Origin of the sequence: Lacibacter sp. H407 (genome assembly GCF_037892605.1) — a bacterium.
Classification (GTDB): domain Bacteria; phylum Bacteroidota; class Bacteroidia; order Chitinophagales; family Chitinophagaceae; genus Lacibacter.
The window spans coordinates 4220464-4242712 of the sequence record NZ_JBBKTU010000001.1 but is presented as its reverse complement, the minus strand read 5'-3'; the positions used below and the strand labels follow the sequence as shown (position 1 = coordinate 4242712).

The following is a 22249-nucleotide window of genomic DNA, read 5'->3' as shown; positions in this document are numbered from 1 at the left end:
AAACAATAATACAAGGCTTGTGAAAAGAATTATCCTGAACGTTTGTTTCGTTGTACTGGCTGTTGGATCGTTTGCCCAGGAAAAAAGTGAGCGTAGAACAGAGCGTGATGCCAAGAAAGAAGAACGCCGTCAGAAAATTGATAACCTCATCCGGCAGCAGGAAGAAGGGGCGCTGATTTTTAATAAACAGAGTGTATTTGGGATCCGCTTAAATACAGATGGGTTGGGTTTGATGTATGAAAAAGCATACATGAAAACTCCCAAGCTGGCTAACTTTTTTTCAATCGAAATCAACGAAAAACGACATACGAAAGAACAGAAAAAATCATTGCAGATACCGGCCGGAGGTGGGTTTACTTTTTTTGGTACACCTTATGTTTACGGAAAACGAAATAGTTTTTATCAGGCAAAATTGTCATACGGTCAACAACGCATGATTGGTGGAAAAACCAATAAGAATGGTGTTGCCATTTATTCAATTTATGGTGGTGGATTAGCAATAGGGTTGGAAAGACCCTATTATGTTAGGGTAGTGGACAATGGGGGCCCCGATGGCACAAGAGATATTAAATATTCTACTGAAGACAGTGCTGCTTTTCTTGCGCCTGGTAATATCATATCCGGCACGGGCTTACGGAAGGGCTGGGGCGAAATGAAAGTCATTCCCGGTGTACATGCAAAAGCAGCTCTCCGGTTCGATTACGGACGTTTTAATGAAACCGTAGCGGCCATTGAAATAGGGTTGAACATTGAAGCATATTCACGGAAAGTGGAGATCATGCTGCTAAACCCCAGTCAGCAAGTGTTTTTCAACGGGTATATCTCCCTTCTTTTTGGTAAACGAAAGTAGCCTAACTTTGCTCCTCATTTAGTTGAAATTATGCAGGAAATTGTAGTGAATGAAGCTGCCGCAGAGCAGAAACCAAAAAAACCGGATTGGCTGCGGGTACGCTTGCCTATCGGTGAATCTTACAAGAACGTACGTAATCTCGTAGATACTCATAAACTTCATACCATTTGCGAAAGCGGCAATTGCCCGAATATGGGCGAGTGCTGGGGTGAAGGAACGGCCACCTTTATGATATTAGGTAATACCTGCACCAGAAGCTGTGGCTTTTGTGCAGTTGCTACCGGTAAGCCCGATCCGGTTGATTGGGACGAACCGCAACGTGTAGCCGAAGCCATTCATTTAATGAAGGTGAAGCACGCAGTACTCACTTCTGTTGACCGTGATGAGATCAAAGACGGTGGCAGTATCATCTGGTACAATACCATCCGTGCAGTAAAAGCATTGAATCCTGATACAACATTGGAAACACTGATTCCTGATTTTAAAGGACAGATGGAAAATGTACAACGGGTAGTAGAAGCACATCCTGAAGTTGTATCACATAACATTGAAACCGTTGAACGTTTGACACGACAAGTACGTATACAGGCGAAATACTGGCGTAGTATGGATGTGCTACGTTACTTGAAAGAAAACGGAATGCGGGTGAAGAGTGGCATCATGTTAGGTTTGGGTGAAACAAAAGAAGAAGTGATCCAGACGTTGAATGATTTGAAGAATAACGGCGTGGATGTGGTAACGATCGGTCAATATCTGCAACCAACCAAAAAACATTTAGCTGTACAACGTTTTGTTCATCCCGACGAGTTTAAAGAATACCGTGAAATTGGTTACAGCATTGGTTTGGATTATGTCGAGAGCGGTCCGTTGGTACGTTCAAGTTATCATAGTGAAAAGCATGTGGTTCCCGGTTATGGCCGAGCCAAATGGGAAGAAGAGAAAGCAAATTTTATTGCATAGATTTTTATGAAAAAAATATTCCTTGGAGCAGTGTTGTTGGTAACATCTGCTCCTTTTTGTTTAGCGCAAGTGCAATGGCAGAATGTTGATTCACTGTACGGATCGTTACCATCAACTGTGCATGTGTTTCGAACAACGGATGCAATTGATGGCAAAGCCAATATTGCGTACTATGTAATTGCTGATTTGAAAGACAGGAAACTGAACTTCACAACTGATACAACGTACAACCGCCGCTTTACACCACAACAGTTTTATGAACGGAATCAACAACCATTGCTGGTAGTGAATGGAACTTTTTTTGATTTTGCTACGAACAGGAATTTGAATGCGGTTATAAAAAATGGAAAACTTGTATCGTACAATGTACATACAACTGCATTGAAAGGAAAAGATACATTGATGTATATGCATACGTTTCGTTCAGGCATTGGCATCAGTAAAAAAAGAAAAGCAGATGTGGCTTGGTTGTATACTGATTCATCAAAACGTTTTGCAAAAGCATTTCAACAGGTGCCGGGTTTTTATAAAGATTCATCCTCAACGGTATTTAGGAAAGAATTGCTGCATCAATCAGTAAAATGGAAAATGCAAACAGCTATTGCAGGCGGTCCGGCATTGATTCAAAACGGAAAAGTTGCAGTGAGTAACAATCAAGAACGCATGTTTATTGGAAAAGCTATCGACGATAAACATCCACGTACAGCCATGGGTTATACTACAGATGGTAAACTCATTATTCTGGTTGTGCAAGGTCGTATGCCGGGTGTTGCAGAGGGAGCATCGTTAACGCAATTGGCAAAACTGTTGCTTGATCTTGGTTGTGTAGAAGCATTGAATCTTGATGGCGGCGGCAGCAGCACCATGTTGGTGAATGGGAAAGAAACGATCAAGCCAAGTGATAAAGAAGGACAACGTCCGGTGCCAGGCGTATTTATGATTCAAGCGAAAAATAAATAATTTTATATCCCGATCGGGATGTAGCGCAGTCCGGTAGCGTGCTTCGTTCGGGACGAAGAGGTCGCTGGTTCGAATCCAGTCATCCCGACTTGTTAAACTCTTTTGACAAGGAGCTTTTATATTTCTCTCAAATTCTCTCTGTGGGAAAATAATCCATCAAATCAGTAAAACCTTCCATTGAACACCCCGACAGGCTGTTATACCTTGAACTTCGGATTAAACGGGTGATTTTGCCATTTTTGAAACCAACCTGTTGGTATAAAAACTGATTGCAGCCAGCTATGTTTATACAGAAGTATTTCGAGGAATTTAAACTCAATGATGTTCGCCAAACAAAAGGCAGAACCATTACCGAAACGGATATTGTGATCCATGCCGGTCAGTCAGGTGATTTTTTCCCCCATCATATGGATGAAGAGTGGTGTAAAGGCCAGCCGTTTAAAAAACGCATTGCACATGGCACACTCATCTTCACCGTGGCCATTGGCCTCACCGCTGATTTTGTAAACGAAGTAAGCATGACCTATGGTTATGAACGCCTGCGTTTTATTAAACCAGTGTTTATTAACGACACGATCAAAGTAACAGTAACCATAAAAGAGTTGAAAGATCATAAGAAACCTGAATACGGGTTAGTAACAGAATTGGTGGAATGTTTCAATCAGCAAAACGAATTAGTGATGCTGTGCGAACATATTCTCATGGTTAAAAAAGCAAACAGTTAAGCATGCAAAAGATTGTATTGAATGGTATAACGTGGGGGCATAGCCGTGGAATAACTCCTTTGCTTGCAGTTTCACAACGTTATTCTGAATTACATCCTAATGTGGAAATACGTTGGAAGAAACGTACACTCCAGGAGTTTGCTGATTTCCCTATTGAAGAATTGACAAAAGAATATGATCTGCTCATTATCGATCATCCGTGGGTGGGTTGTGCAGATGCAACCAATTGTGTGTTGCCTTTGAATGAATATTTATCTGCTGATTATTTAAGGGATCAGCAAACTAACTCTGTTGGGCTATCGCATATCAGCTATAACTATAATAATAAGCAATGGGCTTTAGCGATTGATGCAGCAACACCTTCAGCCAGCTATCGTAAAGATTTACTTACCAACGTACCGCAAACATGGAACGATGTATTGGATTTGGCAAAAGAAGGAAAAGTTGCCGTGCCTGCAATACCTATTGATCTGTTGATGAACTTTTATACATTCTGCATTGCAAATGGCACAGAGCCTTTTCAAAATGAAGAAGAAGTAATTGACGAAGCAACAGGCATCAAGGCAATTGAAACAATGAAGCAGTTGTATAGCGTGGTGGATAAAAAAATGTTCAGCCGTAATCCTATTGCAGTGGCAGAGTTAATGAGTACAACAAACGATTACCTCTATTGTCCGTTTGCATATGGTTATTCCAACTATGCTCGCAAAGGCTATGCACAACATTTGTTACACTATGCCGATGTTGTTTCATTCAATGGAAAGAAATTAAGAACAACTATTGGAGGAACAGGAATTTCTGTTTCTGCTTTCAGTAAACATAAAGAAGTGGCAGTTGATTTTGCAGCGATGGTTACATCGGGTGAATGTCAGCAAACAATGTATGTGCAACATGGTGGCCAACCCGGTCATCGCAATGCATGGACAGACCCAACAGCTAATCATCTAACCAATTACTTTTTTACGCAGGTATTACCTGTCATGGACAATGGTTATATGCGTCCACGTTACAATGGTTACCTGCATTTCCAGGATCATGCAGGCGATCCGCTGCAGGATTGCCTGGAGTATGATGGTGATCCGGTAAAAGCATTACAGGAAATGAATAAACTATATCAGCAAAGTATTTCAAAACAAACTGTAGTTACAGCATGAGTGGATTGCCATTAAATGGAGTTGTGGTGCTGGAGTTCAGCCAATATTTATCCGGACCGTCGGCGGCATTGCGTTTGGCCGATCTTGGTGCACGAGTTATAAAAATTGAGCGACCAAAAACAGGTGATGCTGGAAGAAAATTAGCCATCAAAGATTTGTGGGTTGATGATAACTCGCTGTTGTTTCATACCATTAATCGTAATAAAGAAAGTTTTACTGCTGATCTGAAAAATCCTGAAGACATTTCTATTATCAAAAAACTCATTGCAAAGAGCGATGTGTTGATCCATAATTTCCGTCCCGATGTAATGGGAAAGAACGGACTTGATTACAACACAGTTCAACAGATCAATCCACGATTGATCTATGCAGAAATTTCAGGTTACGGAAAGAAAGGTCCGTGGAAAAACAAACCCGGACAAGATCTGCTATTACAATCAATAACAGGCTTAGCATATACCACAGGCAACGGAACAAACGGTCCTGTACCATTTGGTATTTCGATTGCTGATATTCTTGCAGGCTCTCAATTGGTACAAGGAATATTAGGTGGATTGATCCGTCGTTCAAAAACCGGAAAGGGTGCGTTGATCGAAGTGAGTTTGATGGAAACATTACTCGATTTTCAATTTGAATTACTCACTACCTATTTTGCCAATAAAGAACAACCGCAACGAAGCAAGGTTGCAAACGGTCAGCCATTGTTAAGTGCGCCGTATGGAATTTATCAAACAAAAGACAGCTATATCGCATTAGCGATGATCGATATTCATGTGTTGGCCGATACAATTCATTGCGGTGCATTGAAATATTTTTCGAAAGAAGATGCGTTCGCATTGCGTGATGAAATAAAAACAGTGTTGGTTGAGCATCTGCAAACAGAAACAACTGCTTACTGGTTGGCTGCATTGCAGGAAGCCGGACTGTGGGCCATGGAAGTATTGAATTGGGATGAGATGACAGACCATCCTGCATACAATGCATTGCAAATGGAACAAACTATTCATGCAGGAGGTAAAACAATTGTTACAACAAGGTGCCCGATACGCTTCAACGGACAATTGTTAACTGCTGATAAAGCAGCGCCTCAACTAGGTGAGCAGAACGAGAAGATAAGGAAAGAGTTAGAAGTTATAAGTTAAGTGTTATGTGTTACGGGTGATGTTATGAACTGATATTCACCATTGACCATTCACAATTCACAATTAAACAATGAAACTTTTAGAAGACATATTAGTGATCGATTTCAGCCAGTTCTTGTCGGGGCCTTCTGCGGCTTTGCGATTGGCAGATATGGGTGCACAGGTGATCAAGATCGAACGACCGGGCAGCGGCGATATTTGTCGTGAGTTGTACGTAAGCGATGTGATGATCGAAGGTGAGTCAACCATTTTTCATGCCATCAACCGCAACAAACAAAGCTATGCGGCTGATTTAAAGAACCCCAACGATCTCGAAAAAGTAAAACAACTGATTGCAAAAGCCGATGTGGTGATGCATAATTTTCGCCCCGGTGTGATGGAACGTATTGGTTTGGATTATGAATCTGTAAAACTGATCAAGCCTGATGTGGTGTATGCAGAGATCAGTGGTTATGGTGTAGAAGGTCCGTGGAAAGATCTGCCGGGACAGGATCTGTTACTGCAATCTGTTTCAGGCTTAACCTGGCTCAGCAATAATATTGATGAAAGTCCCACGCCAATGGGTGTTGCCGTGGTGGATATCATGGCAGGCACGCATATTGCGCAAGGAATATTAGCAGCATTATACCAAAAAGCTGTAAATGGTGAAGGTGCATTGGTGCAGGTGAGTATGCTGGAAAGTATCCTGGATTTTCAGTTCGAAGTGTTAACCTGTTATTACAACGATGGACGACAATTACCGGTGCGTGGAGCAGTAAATAGTGCCCATGCATACATAGCAGCGCCGTATGGTATTTATAAAACAAATGATGATTACATTGCATTAGCAATGACCAATATTCCAACGCTGGCAAAGCTGCTGGAATGTGAGCCGTTGAAAGATTTCATCAACAGCAACGATTGGTTTGCAAAACGTGATGAAATTAAATTGATACTGGCAGGTCATTTAACAACAAGACCATCAGCAGAGTGGCTCAGTATTTTGGAGAAGGCAGATATTTGGTGTGCGGCGGTAATGGATTACGATGGGTTGGTGAAGCAGGAAGGTTACCGTTCACTCGAAATGGAAGTAACGGTGAAAACAAGTAACGGACTATCGGTAACCACTACACGCTGTCCGATAAAAGTGGATGGTGAAATACTGGCAGCGGGCAAAGGTGCACCATTGTTGGGTGAGCACAATAAGGAAATTGACTATCGATTCGGCATAACAGAACAATTGCAGACCGTTATTAAATGATCATTTGAAAAGAATGAGGCTTGCTGATACACATGTACATATTTGGGATTTTAACCGTGCAGAATATGTATGGTTAGAAGGCAACACATCTATACTCAATCGTACGTATAGTATTGAAGAGCTGGAACATGATCGAAATACCAGCGGAATTACAAAAGGTATTCTTGTACAGGCTGCCAATAATTTTGAAGATACAGATTGGATGTTGCATGTGGCGGTGAATACAGATTGGATCGCCGGTATTGTTGGATGGTTACCGTTGATCAATCCCGATGCTACATTAAAAGCACTGCAAAAGAAATACGGAAAAGAAAATTATTTCAAAGGAGTTCGTCATTTGATACATGATGAACGTGATCCGAAGTGGTTGTTGCAACCTGAAGTGATCAATAGTCTGCAGATATTAGCCGATCACAATATTCCTTACGATGTGGTAGGTATTTTCCCTGAGCATATTGAAACTGCATTACAGGTGGCAGCAAAAGTTCCGGAGTTAAGAATGGTGTTCGATCATTTGAATCAGCCACCTATTGCAACAAAAGAAAAATTTGGAAGATGGGGTGAGTTGATGAAAGAAGCAGCAAAGCATAAAAATTTTTATGCAAAAATTTCAGGACTTGGATTAACTGCACAAAAAGGCGATCAATGGACAGACGATGATATTAAACCTTATGTTGGCTTTGCAATAGAGCAGTTTGGAACCGACCGATGTTTCATGGGTGGCGATTGGCCCGTTTCATTATTGGCCGATTCTTACAGCAACACCTGGAAAAACTACAAGCAAGTAATTCACGATTTGGTTGATGATAATGCAGCAGATAAAATATTTTATTCCAATGCTGCAAACTTTTATTCCTTTTAACCCATCTGCATAAGAATATGGAAGTAATTAACGGAGTTTTGTTTCATGCTGTCGGCGCTTCAAGCGCTTCGCTCTGTTATACACCGCAACGAAAAGTAAAAGGATGGAGCTGGCAAACTTATTGGCTGGCACAGGCAGCAGTGTGTTGGTTATTGTTGCCATTACTCGTTGCGTATATCACCATTCCTGAAATCGTTAGCGTAATAAAAGAAGCACCTGCATCTGCCATGCAACGTTCATTCGTTTTGGGTATTGCTTATGGTGTTGGTGGAACTGCATTTGGTATTGCCATTCGCTATGTTGGTTTTTCATTGACCTATGCAATCTCTGTTGGTATCAGTTGTGTGTTGGGTACGTTGTTGCCACCAATGGTTGCAGGAACGTTAGGAACTATTCTTTCCGGAACAGGTGCAGGTTATCTCATCAGCGGTGTTACCATGGGAGCAATTGGTATTGCAGTTTGTGGTTTGGCAGGCAGAAGTAAAGAAAAAGACATTGAAAAGCAGTTGAAGACAGAATCTGCTTTCTCATTGGCGAAAGGATTGCCACTTTGTTTATTGGCAGGTGTGTTATCAGCATTATATGGCTTCTCTCTGAATCAAGGACAGCCAATTGCTGACGTGGCTGCTAAATATGGCGCAGGAAATTTCCAGGGAAATGTGATTTATATTTTTTCTAATTCAGGTGCATTCATCAGTACCTTGTTATACTGCTTGTATCTGCACCGAAAAGAAAAAACATTTGGCGAGTATAAAACAACAGGCGAGAATGGATTGGGAATGAATTATCTCATGTCGATCTTAACAGGTATGTTATGGTACGGACAATTTTTCTTTTATGGTCTTGGTCATGTGCGTATGGGCAAATATGAGTTCAGTAGTTGGGCCATTCACATGATCTTGCTGGTGTTGTTAAGTGCAGTAACAGGTTTAATGTTGAAAGAATGGAAAAACAGCAGTGGCAAAACTATTCGCTTATTGGCCGTTGCTATTATTATTTTGATCACTGCTGTTTTACTACTAACGCAAGGAAACAAACTGGGAGAGGAGCCTCCCCAAACCCCTCCAAAGGAGGGGCTTACGAACCTGAAAGTTCAGACTGACAAATTGAAATGAACGATGAGAAATTGTATTTACTCAAAATATTCAAGTAGCGAGGGCTGTGCTATGATTTCCTCACCGAAGGGGAGGTTAGGAGGGGCCGTATGACGAATCATCAAAGAGATATCGCTTCTGCACAATTACCAATTTATATTATTGGCGCCGGCGGGATTGTAAATACTGCACACCTGCCTGCTTATATGCTGGGTGGTTTTCATGTGCAGGGCATTTGTGATATTGATCCGGATAAAGCAAAAACAACTGCTGAACGTTTTGGTATTAAAAAAGTATTTGAAAGTCCGGAAGCGCTGTTGAAGCAATTGCCGGCAAATGCGATCATTGATATTGCCGTACCCGGTCCTGCATTGATTCCTTTGTTAGAACAAATACCTGATGGCTCTGCTGTATTATTGCAAAAGCCGATGGGCGAAGATCTGGATGCAGCAAAAAAGATATTATCGATTTGCAAAGAGAAGAAGTTGAATGCTGCTGTTAATTTTCAATTGCGTTATGCACCCTATATTCTTGAAGTGAAGCAAATGATCAGTGATGGATTGCTTGGTGAGATCAACGATATTGAAGTAAACGTCAACGTGTACACGCCCTGGCATTTGTGGGATTTCTTAATGACTTCACCAAGAGTGGAGATTCTTTATCACAGCATTCATTACATCGATCTCGTTCGTCATATACTGGGTAATCCAAAATCGGTGTATGCAAAATCAACCAAGCATCCGAGTATGCCTGCGCTTGCATCGGTACGCAGCAATATCATTATGGATTATGGTGACATGACAAGAGCAAACATTCTCACCAATCATTGCCATAATTACGGAACACCAAAACAACAATCCTATATAAAGTTTGAAGGAACAAAAGGTGCAGTGCTCATCAACTTTGGTGCACTCATCAATTATCCTCGTGGAGAAGCCGACAATTTTGAATATGTGTTTTTGGAGGAAGGCATAGAGCCGCAATGGCAGGAAAAGAAAATTGAAGGCAGCTGGTTTCCGCATGCTTTCATAGGCAGCATGGAACAACTGATGCTGGCCGCTGCAGGAAAAATTGAGAAACCTGACAATGCTGTGGAAGATTGCATTCATACCATGGCTTGCACAGAAGCTGCTTATATCAGTTGTGAGAAAGGCGGCATCAAGCCAAATGAATTGTTTTAATTTTTTAAGAACGAATCGTAATGAAGAAACAATCAGTGATCATACTTGTCTGTTTATTTTTTGCTCAATCTTTAGCAGCACAACAAATAGCTTTTCCCGGTGCAGAAGGTTTCGGTAAATATGCAACAGGTGGAAGAGGTGGTAAAGTAATTGCCGTAACCAATTTGAACGATAGTGGCGAAGGAAGTTTCCGCTGGGCATTGGAACAATTTCCCGGCGAACCGTTGACAGTCATCTTTCATGTATCAGGAATTATTGAACTGCAATCAAAAATTCAGATCAAACGTTCTAATCTCACTATTGCCGGACAAACCGCTCCCGGCGATGGGATCTGTTTAAAAAATCAATCACTCATTTTAAATGGTGCTTCTTCCAAAGGCAATCATGGTAATATCATTATTCGTTATATCCGCTCACGACCCGGTGGTACGTTAAAAACAGGCTTGTATGGTTTTGATATGGAGAACTGTCATGATGTAATTATCGATCATTGCAGTTTCAGTTGGGCCAATGAAGAATGCGCAGCGATGTACGATACAAAAAATGTTACCGTGCAATGGTGTATTGTAAGTGAAGGCTTATATGAAGCAGGTCATCAGAAAGGACATCGTTCATACGGTGGTGTCTGGGGTGGACAATACGCAAGCTATCATCATAATTTATTGGCGCATCTTAACAGTCGTACAGTACGCTTCAATGGTGCACGTGCACATGATACCATTGCATTGGTCGACTACCGCAATAATATTATTTATAACTGGGGTAATGCCAATGCTGCTTACGGTGGCGAAGTAAATATTGCAGATGGAGTTTCACAGGTGAACATCGTTAACAATTATTACAAACCCGGTCCTGCAACTGCAGCTGAATTAAAATTTGTAAATGCATCTTATCAAAAAGAAAACAGCAAAGGAACAGGGCAGTGGTTTGTTGAGGGTAACATCATGGAAGGCGATAAAGCATTGACCAAAAAGAATAAGAACGGTGTTGATCTGCAAGCACAGGGTTATCCTTCAGGAGCAATTGCTGATAAAGCGTTTCCTGTAAGCATTGCATTACCTGTTGAAACTGCTAAAGAATCATACGAGAAGGTGTTGAAATATGCTGGCGCTATTTTTCCAAAGCGTGATGCAACAGATGAACGTGTGGTAAACGAAACAAGAACAGCTACAGCAAGCGGCAAAGGTTCATTTGGTAAGCCCGGTATTATTGATAGTCCGTTGGCAGTTGGTGGTTGGGCCGAATATAAATCGGTACCTGCACCTGTTGATACAGACAATGATGGAATGCCTGATGCATGGGAAACAAAAAAAGGATTGAACCCGAACGATGCAAGCGATGGTAATAAAAAAGATGCAAGCGGGTTTACTATGCTGGAAATTTATTTAAACGAATTAGTGGAAGTGAAATAACATGAAGAAGATTTTCTTTGTCATATCATTAGTGGTTTGTTCAGTGCTTTCTGCGCAGGTGAAGATCGAGAATAACCAACCTTCTTCAAGAACAAAATTTGGAGAACAGCGGTTAAACGCAACCATTACGCAGTTAAAATTGAATGCCGCAAAACACAGCATTGTTCTCAGCAAACAGGCAAGTGGAAAGAAAGAAGGATTTACCATTGAAACAAAGAACAATCGAACAACCATCACCGGTAATGATGAGTCCGGAATTTTGTACGGCTGTTTAGCGTTTGCCGATCAGTTAAAAGAAACAAAGAAATTCCCTGCTACTTTTTCATTAACTGATGCACCTGAAATGGTTTTGCGTGGTGCATGTATTGGTGTGCAGAAACCGTATTACCTGCCTGGCAGAAATGTGTATGAGTATCCTTACACGCCGGAAACCTTTCCCTGGTTCTACGACAAAAAGTTATGGATACAGTATCTCGATTCGATGGTAGCGAATCGTATGAATTCCTTGTATCTATGGAACGGTCATCCGTTTGCATCTTTGGTGAAGCTGAAAGATTATCCATACGCTGTGGAAGTAGATGATGCAACGTTTAAAAAGAATGAAGATATCTATCGATTCTTAACTACTGAGGCTGATAAACGTGGCATCTGGGTGATACAAATGTTTTACAATATCATCGTCTCTAAACCATTTGCAGAACATCACAAGATCAAAACGCAGGAACGTGAACGACCCATCATTCCGTTGATCGCTGATTATACACGCAAGTCCATTGCAGCATTTGTTGAAAAATATCCCAATGTTGGTTTAATGGTTTGTCTGGGTGAAGCAATGGAAGGCGTAGGTAAGGATGATATTGAATGGTTCACGCAAACGATTATTCCGGGTGTGAAAGATGGTTTGAAAGCATTGAACAAAACGGAAGAACCGCCAATCGTTTTGCGTGCACATGATACAGATGCTCCCGGAGTAATGCGTGCTTCACTGCCACTCTATAAAAATTTATATACCGAAGCAAAGTTCAATGGTGAAGCGTTGACCTATGCACGGCCAAGAGGAAGCTGGGCTGAGTTACATCAAACATTAAGCAAACTCGGTAGTGTGCAGATTGAGAACGTTCATATTCTTGCGAACCTTGAGCCGTTTCGTTATGGCTCTCCCGATTTTATACAGCAGAGTGTAATTGGTATGCACGAAGTAATGGGTGGTAACGGTTTGCATTTGTATCCGCAGGCTTCTTATTGGGACTGGCCTTACAGTGCAGACAGTGTAAAAGGCAAACGTTTATTACAAATTGAACGTGACTGGATCTGGTACAGTGCATGGAGTCGCTATGCATGGAAAGCAAAACGCAACCGTGAAGAAGAGATCGTTTACTGGAGCAAACAAATGGCTGCAAAATTTGGTTGCAGTGAAGCAGATGGAAGAAGAATATTAACAGCATATGAAGAAAGCGGAGAGATCGCTCCGAAATTATTACGTCGTTTTGGTATTACTGATGGTAACCGTCAAACATTAACATTGGGAATGCTGATGACACAACTCATCAATCCGTTTCGTTATGGTTTGTTTACACTGTTGTATGACGCAGAAGCGCCGGAAGGAGAAATGATTCTTGATTATGCCGATAAGCAACAAAAAGGAATCAAGCATATTGGCGAAACACCGCCGCAGGTTGCATCAGAAGTGGTGGCACATGGAAATAAAGCGGTGGTTGCCATAATGGAAGTGTCAAGAAGAGTGACGAAGAACAAAGAAGAATTCAACCGTATCGTAAATGATATGTATTGCTATAAAGCAATGGCTGATCATTTCAGCAGTAAAGTGCAGGCCGCAGCGCAATTGCTTAAATACAAATACAGTGGCAATATAGCTGATCTTGAACTGGCAGTACCCATGTTGGAGAAAAGTGTAAGCGATTACAAAGAGCTGGCAGCATTTACAGCAGATACTTATCTCTATGCCAACAGTATGCAAACCCAGCAACGCAAAATTCCTATGCGTGGTGTAAATGCAACTTATAAACATTGGGTAGAGATGGTACCAGTGTTTGAAGCAGAATTAAAAACCTTTAAGTATAAAATCGATTCGCTGAAAAATACATCTTCATCAACAGTAAAAGAGCGCAAACCGCTTCAACAACTTGATGTAAAACTTAATCATGTTCCTATTGTACTGAATGAAGGTGCAATACTCTTTAGCGATACAAGCATCCGCATCAAACAATTGGCATCAGAGTTAAAAGGATTAAAAGCGGTGCAGCTTTCTTTTCAGCAACAATTGCGTCAAGCAACCGAGATCAATTTCTACACGGATAAGCCGGTGAAAATATTGGTGGGCTATTTCAAAACACAACGTGCAGCTTTCGCCACAGATACAGTGTTTGCAAAAGCACCTGAATTGGAAACCAACGCCAGTGCTGATGATTATGGCCAGGCAGAAATAAAAATTTCTAATGCTATTGCAATCGAAGGAATGCCACCTGTGAACATTCACAGTTATACATTTAAAGCAGGATCACATACGCTCAAACTGCCGAAAGGAGTTTGTTTAGTGGTGGGTTTTGTTGATGGCGCACAAATAATTCCTGTGTATGATGCAATGCTGATGAGTGATGCGAAGAATAAAAATATTGATTGGCTATTCGAATAGCAGAACGTACCCCGTCAGCGGTTGCAAACCCTGGCGGCGGTTATAAAATAAAAAGATGAAAAAACTGATTCTCTTTGCTTTTGTTACAGCCGTTTGCTTTACTGCAACGGCTCAGCGCTTTTACGATGTAACCAAATACGGTGCAAAGAATGACAGCAGTAAACTTGCAACGAAACCTATTGCCGATGCCATTGCTGCTGCATCAAAAGCAGGAGGTGGTACAATTTATTTTCCTGCTGGAAAATATTTAACCGGCCCCATTCATTTGAAAAGCAATATCACCATCCTCATTGATGCAGGTGCAGAGCTGCACTTTTCTGATAATTTTGATGATTACCTGCCAATGGTGCAAAGCCGTTACGAAGGTGTGGATGTGATGAGTTTTTCGCCGTTGTTCTATGCGTACAAAGCAGAGAATATTGCTATTACAGGAAGAGGAACGATCAATGGTCATGGACAGAAGTGGTGGAATTATGCATTGACGTTTTATAAAAATCAAACTGAACGGAATAAATACCAGCTGTTGTTCGACAGTTTAAATAAAAATATCCCGTTACCCGATGATCCGACACAAATGAAACGTGGGTTTCTTCGTCCCCCATTTATTCAACCATTGTATTGCAAGAATGTGTTGATTGAAGGAATTACCATTACCAACTCTCCTTTCTGGACAGTAACGCCTGAGTTCTGCGAAAACGTCACCATCAAAGCTGTAACCATCAATAATCCTCCATCCCCGAATACAGATGGCATCAACCCATCGAGTTGCAGGTATGTACATATTTCAGATTGTCATATCAGCGTGGGCGATGATTGTATTACTATTAAATCGGGAAAGGATCTTCCCGGAAGAACAAAAGCAACGCCTGCAGAAAATTATACCATCACGAACTGCACTATGTTAAGTGGACATGGTGGTGTAGTAATCGGCAGTGAAATGAGTGGTGATGTAAAGAAGATCACCATCAGCAATTGTGTGTTTGATGGAACTGATCGTGGTATCCGTATTAAAACAGCAAGAGGAAGAGGTGGAGTAGTAGAAGATATTCGTGTTGATAATATTATCATGAAGAATATCAAAGCACAGGCGATTGTGCTGGATATGGAGTATTCAAAAGTGCCGCCTGAACCGGTGAGCGAACGGACTCCACAATTCCGTAATATCCGTTTTAGCAATATCACTGCTTATACTAAGCAAGCCATGTATATTAACGGTCTGGATGAAATGCCTGTGAGTGAGATCAGTTTGAATGATTGTGTGTTTGAAGCGGAAACAGGCATCACCATCCGCAATGGAAAAGATATTGAACTACATAATGTTCGGGTGAATACAAAAACAGGCGCTTCTTTATCAGTTGAGAAAACAGAGCGATTAACGGTGAATGGATTTGTTTCTGCAAAGCCTTTGACAACTGCTTCGCTTATTCGATTAACCAATGTTGAGAACGTTTTGCTGATGAATAACTGGCCTTTCAACGGAACAAAAACATTTGCAGAGATAAAAGGGGCAAACACAAAAAACATTCTGTTTAAAAATAATACACTTGGTGAAGCAGCAGTAGTGGTGGCAGATGATGTGAAGAAGGAAGAAGTGATTAGGTGAGTAGTGAATGGTGAGTAGTGAGTGCGTTCCGTCAGATGGGTTGAAAAATGCTGAATAGAATTGTTGTTGCACAAGAGAGTGACACAACAGAAGCTTAATAGAATTCAAATGATGACATACAAAAAAATATTTTTCGTTTTTGCATTGCTCTTTACGTGTAATGCATTTGTTTGTGCACAGGATCTGAAACTCTGGTATCCCAGACCTGCAGTTAAATGGACGGAAGCTTTGCCAGTTGGCAATGGCCGCATTGGCGCCATGTTGTTTGGCGGTATTGAAAATGATCGTATCCAGTTTAATGAAGAAACATTGTGGACAGGTGAGCCAAGAGCTTATAGCAGACCCAGTGCATATCAATATTTAGACAGCATTCGCCAACTGTTGTTTGCTGGAAAACAGAAAGAGGCAGAAGCGTTAGCTGAGAAAGAGTTTATGGGTTTGAAAAGTTATGATGGTGAACGTAGCGGTTGGATTTCGAAAGCAACGACTGATAAAAAATATGCTGCAGCAGATTTTGATGACAGCAAATGGCAAACAATGACAGTGCCGAGTTGGGATGGTTGGGAAACAGTGGGCCATGAAGGACTGGATGGTGCAGTGTGGTTGCGAAAAAGTTTTGTGTTGCCGGATGATTGGAAAGAAGAAGATATGGTTTTTGATTTCAATCGTATTCGTGATTGGGATTATACTTATGTGAATGGGCAGTTAGTGGGTAGCCAGCAAAACACTGAGGGAAGAAAGTATACTGTTGCAAAAAATATTCTGCATAGAGGAAAAAATACCATCGCTATTTTAGTTCTCAACTTTTTTGACAAAGGTGGCATTTATGGTTATAAGGATACGGTAAAGCATATTGGTGTTTATCCTATAAATAATGAAGAAGCAAAAATTTCATTGAATGGTCAATGGAAATATTTTGTACAGAATGATAATCCACCACCAGTAGGTGTGTACCAGGCATCGTACCAACCTTTTGGTGATCTCAATTTAAAATTCAGCAATACAAGTAGTGCAACCAATTACAGAAGAGAACTGGATATTGCCAATGCAATTGCTACCACGTCGTATAGAGCAAACGGCATAAATTATACGAGAGAGTATTTTGTAAGTCAGCCAAACCAGGCAATTGTTATTCATCTCACCTCATCTCAAAAAGCAAGCATTAGTTTTACAGCTGAGTTAAGCAGTCCGCATAAAAACTATACAGTTACAAAGGTCAAGAATGATCTTGTGTTATCGGTGAAAGTAAGAACAGGTGCATTGCGTGGCGAAAGTTATTTGCGTGTTGTAGCAAAAGCAGGAACGGTTAACATTGAGAATGGGCAACTGACCGTTGCAAATGCCGATGAAGCAACCATCTATCTTACTGCAGGAACAAACTATAAAAACTATAAAGACATTACTGCTGATCCGAAACTGCCATGCTTAAATGCACTGGCATCTGTTGCCGGGAAAACTTATCAGCAAATTAAAGCAGCACACATTGCGGAGTATAAAAAATGGTTCAATGCATTTTCAATTGTAATAGGAGATAGCAATAAATCAGCGCTCTCTACCATTGACAGGTTGAATAATTTCGTAAATGGTGATGATCCGTCGTTTGCTGCATTATACACACAATACGGAAGGTATTTATTGATCTCTTCTTCACGACCCGGTACAAAACCACCAAACCTACAAGGTATCTGGAATGATCTGACGAATCCACCTTGGGGAAGTAAGTACACGACAAACATCAACGCACAAATGAATTACTGGCCGGCAGAGTTGCTGAACTTATCGCCCATGCATGAGCCGTTGTTTGATATGATCAGTGAATTGGCTGTAACAGGAAAGCAAACAGCAAAGGATCATTACAACGCACCGGGTTGGGTATTGCATCATAACACCGATCTGTGGAGAGGTACTGCGCCTATCAATGCAGCCAATCATGGCATCTGGGTTACAGGTGGTGCATGGTTGTGCCAGCATTTGTGGGAACGTTATTTGTTTACACAGGATAAAAACTTTTTGAAGAACAAAGCATATCCCATTATGAAAGATGCCGCTTTATTCTTCAACAGCTTTCTTATAAAAGATCCAAAGACTGGTTATCTCATCAGTACACCATCAAACTCGCCGGAGCAAGGTGGATTGGTGGCGGGCCCAACAATGGATCATCAGATCATCCGTGAATTATTGCAACATGTAATTAAAGCAAGTGAAATTCTGAATGTAGATGCGGCATTGCGTACAACATTAAAAGAAAAATACAAACAGATCGCACCGAACATGATCGGTAAGCATGGACAGTTGCAGGAATGGATGCAGGATGTTGATGATCCTAAGAATAAGCATCGTCATATCTCGCATTTGTGGGGCATGTATCCCGGTAGTGAAATTAACTATGATGAATCACCGGCGATGATGAATGCTGCAAAGCAATCACTCATCTTCCGTGGTGATGAAGCAACGGGATGGAGCTTGGGTTGGAAAATCAACTGCTGGGCTCGTTTCAAAGATGGTGAACATGCATTCACCATGGTGAAGATGTTGCTGAGTCCGGTGAAAGGTGGTGCAGGTAGTTATCCGAATTTGTTTGATGCACATCCGCCGTTCCAGATCGATGGAAATTTTGGTGGTGCTGCAGGTATTGGTGAAATGCTGGTGCAAAGTCATACCAAGTATGTTGACATTCTACCTGCCTTGCCAACTGCGTTTGCTGATGGTGAAGTAAAAGGTATTTGTGTGAGAGGTGGTTTTGTAATGGATATGAAATGGAATGCAGGAAAGTTGGTGAAACTCGCAGTTAAATCAAAAACAGGAAATGATCTGCTTCTTCGCTATAACGGAAAGATCATTAACATAAAAACAAAAGCAAATACAGTTTATAATTTTGATGGAGCCCTTAAACAATTATAAAAGTCTTTTTTCTTCACGCAAAGATGCAAAGAAGCAATGTGTAATACATAAGATCTTTTGCGTGAAATTCTTTGTGCTTCTCTGTGTCTTTGTATCTCTGTGGTTCAACTCTTCCGCACAACGCCAGGATATTTCATTAAACGAAAACTGGTTCAGCATTACAACAAGTAACGATCAGCAATTACCTGTCAATACTTATCAAACTGTAATCAACAGCAACTGGAAGAAAGTAAACATTCCTCATAACTGGGATCAGTATGAAGGTTACAGGAGATTATTGCATGGAAACCGTCATGGTGACTCATGGTATCGGAAAACATTTACAACAAAACAAACAACAGCTGGTAAACGTTTCTTTTTGTTTTTTGAAGGAGTGGGATCATATGCAATCGTTTATCTCAACAATAAAAAAGTTGGTGAGCATATTGGTGGACGAACAACTTTTACATTGGATGTAACGGATGTGATCAAAACAGATGGAACAATAAATCAATTAGCAGTAAGAGCTTATCATCCATCCAATATTCAAAACCTGCCCTGGGTTTGTGGTGGATGCAGTGATGAACGTGGTTTCTCCGAAGGTTCACAACCAATGGGTATTTTTCGTCCGGTTCATTTGATTGCAACAAATGATGTTCGTATTGAGCCATTCGGTATTCATGCATGGGCAGATTTAAAAAAAGAAGAAGCAACTCTATCCATCAATACAACGTTTAAAAATTATTCAAACCGCAACAGATCAGTTACAGTTGTTCATCAGTTGATGGATGCAAAAGGAAAGATCGTAAAAGAAGTTTCGTTGGTTCAACAGATGAAGGGAAAAGATTCACTGACGGTTTTGCAAAGGGATATCAGAATAACGAAACCCAACTTGTGGTCGGTTGAAGACCCTTATTTATATAAGATCGTTTCAATCGTTAAAGAGAACAATCTTGTTGTTGATAAAACAGAAACAGAATTTGGTTTCCGCACTATCAACTGGAAGAACCCAACCAACCAGTTTTTCTTAAATGGCAAACCTGTTTTCATCAACGGCATTGCAGAGTATGAACATTTGCTGGGACAAAGTCATGCATTCAGTCATGAGCAAATTCTTTCACGATTCAAATGGCTGCAGTCAGCAGGCTTCAATGCATTTCGTGATGGGCATCAACCACACAATTTATTGTACGGGCAATTATGTGATCAAAAAGGAATTTTATGGTGGACACAATTATCAGCACATGTATGGTACGATTCACCTGAGTTCAGAAAGAATTTCAAACAACTGTTGAAAGAGTGGGTGATTGAACGGCGTAACAGTCCTTCCATTATTTTATGGGGTTTGCAGAATGAAAGTAAACTGCCGGAAGATTTTGCAAAAGAATGTACAGAGTTGATCCGTTCTTTAGATCCCACTGCATCAACGCAACGTTTGGTTACAACCTGTAATGGCGGAACTGGAACTGATTGGGATGTGCCGCAAAACTGGACTGGCACTTATGGCGGTGATCCTGCAACATATGATGATGATGTAAAAAAACAAGTATTGATTGGTGAATATGGTGCATGGCGTACGATTGATCTGCATACCGAAGGTGGTTTTGTACAAAACGGAATTTTAAGTGAAGACCGCATGGTGCAACTAATGGAACAGAAAGTTCGATTAGCAGAATCGGTGAAAGACAGCAGTGCAGGACAATTCTTTTGGTTGTTAACATCGCATGATAACCCTGGTCGTGTGCAAGGTGGTGAAGGTTTGCGTGAACTCGATCGTATTGGTCCGGTGAATTATAAAGGATTGCTTACACCTTGGGAAGAACCAACGGATGCCTATTACATGTTCCGGAGTAATTATGCGCCGAAAGAAAGCCAACCGATGGTTTACATTGTTTCGCATACATGGCCGAACAGGTGGATGAAGCCCGGCATCAGAGACAGCATTTACGTGTACAGCAATTGTGATGAAGTGGAATTGTTCAATGATATAAACGGTTCATCGCTTGGTAAACAAAAGAAGAACGGTATTGGTACACACTTTCAGTGGAATAATGTCAATATTCAATACAATGTGTTGTATGCTGTGGGTTATGTAAATGGAGGAACTGTAGCAAGAGATACCATTGTGTTGAATCACTTGCCTAAATCACCCAACTTTAAACAGTTGTATGCGAACACAAAACCGTTGACTAAGCCAACAGCAGGTTATCAGTATATTTATCGTGTCAATTGTGGAGGAGGAGAATATAAAGATGAGAATGGAAACACATGGTTGGCGGATAAAGGTTTTGCCACGTCATGGACAAAGGATTTTCCGGAAGTGCCAATCAACTTTGCAAGTCAACGTAGGACATTCAGTCCAATAAAAGGAACAAAAGATTGGAAACTCTTCCAGGATTTCCGTTATGGAAAAGATAAGCTGAGTTATGAATTTGCATTACCTGATGGTGAATATTTAGTTGAATTCTATTTCGTTGAACCGTGGCTGGGAATCGGTGGAGGCATCAACGCTACCGGTATGCGGTTGTTTGATGTGGCCATCAATGATAAAACAGTTTTGAAAGATCTTGATATTTCGAAAGAGGTTGGAGTAAATGCAGCCTTAAAGAAAACAGTGAAAGCGAAAATAAGCAGTGGCAAGATGGTTGTTTCATTCCCTGAAAGTAAATCTGGACAAGCGACCATTTCGGCAATTGCCATTGCTTCCATTAATAAAGGCATTTCAACGAAATCAATTTCATCATTTATCAGTGGTCTTTCGTGTGAAAACTGTAAAGAGCAAAGCTGGCTTGATATCGGCGATAAACAATTTGCAAACGGAACAATTCAGTTCAATTCGCTTCCTTCTAATTTATATGGCGCTGATTGGATTCAACTGAGTAATAGTTCACAGAAGCAAACAGTAAGCTTTGTGCCAACCATTGACCTTGATGTTTTTCTTTCAGTAAAGAAGTCGTTAACACAGCCTCCCGCCGGAGAGTTAACCAAGACAGAACTGATCACCAATGAAGATGGTGGTACTGTTTACAACGTTTATCGCAAGCGTTATGCAAAAGATGAAAAAGTAAACTTGACAATCGATCAGAATGTTGTGCTTGCTTTTCTGCCTGTAAATAAAATGCAACCTGCATACGATCTGAAACCCATCACTCCATATCGTAGCAATGTTGCTATTATTGGCGAAGGTGTGGTAAAAGATTCGATGAATGGAAGATGGTGTACCCTCATTAAATCAAATGCTGAAACATCTATTCAATGGCCGGTGCAAACAGGTGTGGGTGATATTTATTCCATCACTGTAAAATATTATTACCCCAAAGAACAAATAGTAAAAGCGAAATTGCAATTGTTTGATGCAGGTGGCAACAGGATGATGGAGGAAGCTGTTCAGTTTACATTTACACGGGTAGGTAAATGGAACCAGTTCACCGTCAATACAGGTTCGCAGATTAATGCAGGAAATTATGTGGTGAAACTGGTAACAGAAAACGGAACTGAACTGGCCATTTCAGGTATCGAAATACAATAGATGA

The 22249-nt window shown here is 40.9% G+C and carries 15 protein-coding genes and 1 tRNA gene; all 16 read left to right on the top strand.

Annotated elements, in window-relative coordinates; genetic code table 11:
- Positions 1-19: 19 nt before the first annotated feature.
- Entirely contained in the window at positions 20-850 is an 831-nt protein-coding gene (locus WG989_RS18185; RefSeq protein WP_340431474.1) for a hypothetical protein, read from the top strand.
- Between the two features lie 30 nt (positions 851-880).
- Complete coding sequence (gene lipA / locus WG989_RS18180) at positions 881-1810, top strand: lipoyl synthase (RefSeq protein ID WP_340431473.1); 930 nt, start codon at positions 881-883, stop codon at positions 1808-1810.
- A 6-nt stretch (positions 1811-1816) separates the two neighbouring features.
- A complete protein-coding gene (locus tag WG989_RS18175; RefSeq protein ID WP_340431472.1) occupies positions 1817-2770 on the top strand; it encodes a phosphodiester glycosidase family protein in 954 nt (317 codons plus the stop codon).
- A 14-nt stretch (positions 2771-2784) separates the two neighbouring features.
- A tRNA-Pro gene (locus tag WG989_RS18170) sits at positions 2785-2858 on the top strand.
- A 193-nt stretch (positions 2859-3051) separates the two neighbouring features.
- On the top strand, positions 3052-3495 hold the full coding sequence (locus WG989_RS18165) for a MaoC family dehydratase (RefSeq protein ID WP_340431471.1): 444 nt from the start codon (positions 3052-3054) through the stop codon (positions 3493-3495).
- Between the two features lie 2 nt (positions 3496-3497).
- The gene (locus tag WG989_RS18160; RefSeq protein ID WP_340431470.1) at positions 3498-4649 is read left to right on the top strand and encodes an ABC transporter substrate-binding protein; all 1152 of its coding nucleotides are present in this window, start codon (positions 3498-3500) and stop codon (positions 4647-4649) included.
- Positions 4646-5791: a CaiB/BaiF CoA transferase family protein gene (locus tag WG989_RS18155; RefSeq protein WP_340431469.1), complete on the top strand. Its 1146-nt coding sequence runs from the start codon at positions 4646-4648 to the stop codon at positions 5789-5791. The genes WG989_RS18160 and WG989_RS18155 overlap by 4 nt, the downstream gene beginning before the upstream one ends.
- 70 nt (positions 5792-5861) lie before the next feature.
- A complete protein-coding gene (locus WG989_RS18150; protein ID WP_340431468.1) occupies positions 5862-7031 on the top strand; it encodes a CaiB/BaiF CoA transferase family protein in 1170 nt (389 codons plus the stop codon).
- A 13-nt stretch (positions 7032-7044) separates the two neighbouring features.
- On the top strand, positions 7045-7893 hold the full coding sequence (locus tag WG989_RS18145; protein ID WP_340431706.1) for an amidohydrolase family protein: 849 nt from the start codon (positions 7045-7047) through the stop codon (positions 7891-7893).
- 17 nt (positions 7894-7910) lie between these two features.
- Complete coding sequence (locus WG989_RS18140; protein ID WP_340431467.1) at positions 7911-9008, top strand: L-rhamnose/proton symporter RhaT; 1098 nt, start codon at positions 7911-7913, stop codon at positions 9006-9008.
- Between the two features lie 89 nt (positions 9009-9097).
- Positions 9098-10168: a Gfo/Idh/MocA family protein gene (locus WG989_RS18135; protein WP_340431466.1), complete on the top strand. Its 1071-nt coding sequence runs from the start codon at positions 9098-9100 to the stop codon at positions 10166-10168.
- Positions 10169-10188: 20 nt separating this feature from the next.
- Positions 10189-11580: a pectate lyase gene (locus tag WG989_RS18130; RefSeq protein ID WP_340431465.1), complete on the top strand. Its 1392-nt coding sequence runs from the start codon at positions 10189-10191 to the stop codon at positions 11578-11580.
- 1 nt (position 11581) lies between these two features.
- On the top strand, positions 11582-14233 hold the full coding sequence (locus tag WG989_RS18125; protein WP_340431464.1) for an alpha-d-galacturonidase: 2652 nt from the start codon (positions 11582-11584) through the stop codon (positions 14231-14233).
- Between the two features lie 55 nt (positions 14234-14288).
- A complete protein-coding gene (locus tag WG989_RS18120; RefSeq protein WP_340431463.1) occupies positions 14289-15836 on the top strand; it encodes a glycoside hydrolase family 28 protein in 1548 nt (515 codons plus the stop codon).
- Positions 15837-15944: 108 nt separating this feature from the next.
- The gene (locus WG989_RS18115; RefSeq protein WP_340431462.1) at positions 15945-18737 is read left to right on the top strand and encodes a glycoside hydrolase family 95 protein; all 2793 of its coding nucleotides are present in this window, start codon (positions 15945-15947) and stop codon (positions 18735-18737) included.
- A gap of 73 nt (positions 18738-18810) precedes the next feature.
- Entirely contained in the window at positions 18811-22245 is a 3435-nt protein-coding gene (locus WG989_RS18110) for a malectin domain-containing carbohydrate-binding protein (protein WP_340431461.1), read from the top strand.
- The last annotated feature ends 4 nt before the right edge of the window (positions 22246-22249 follow it).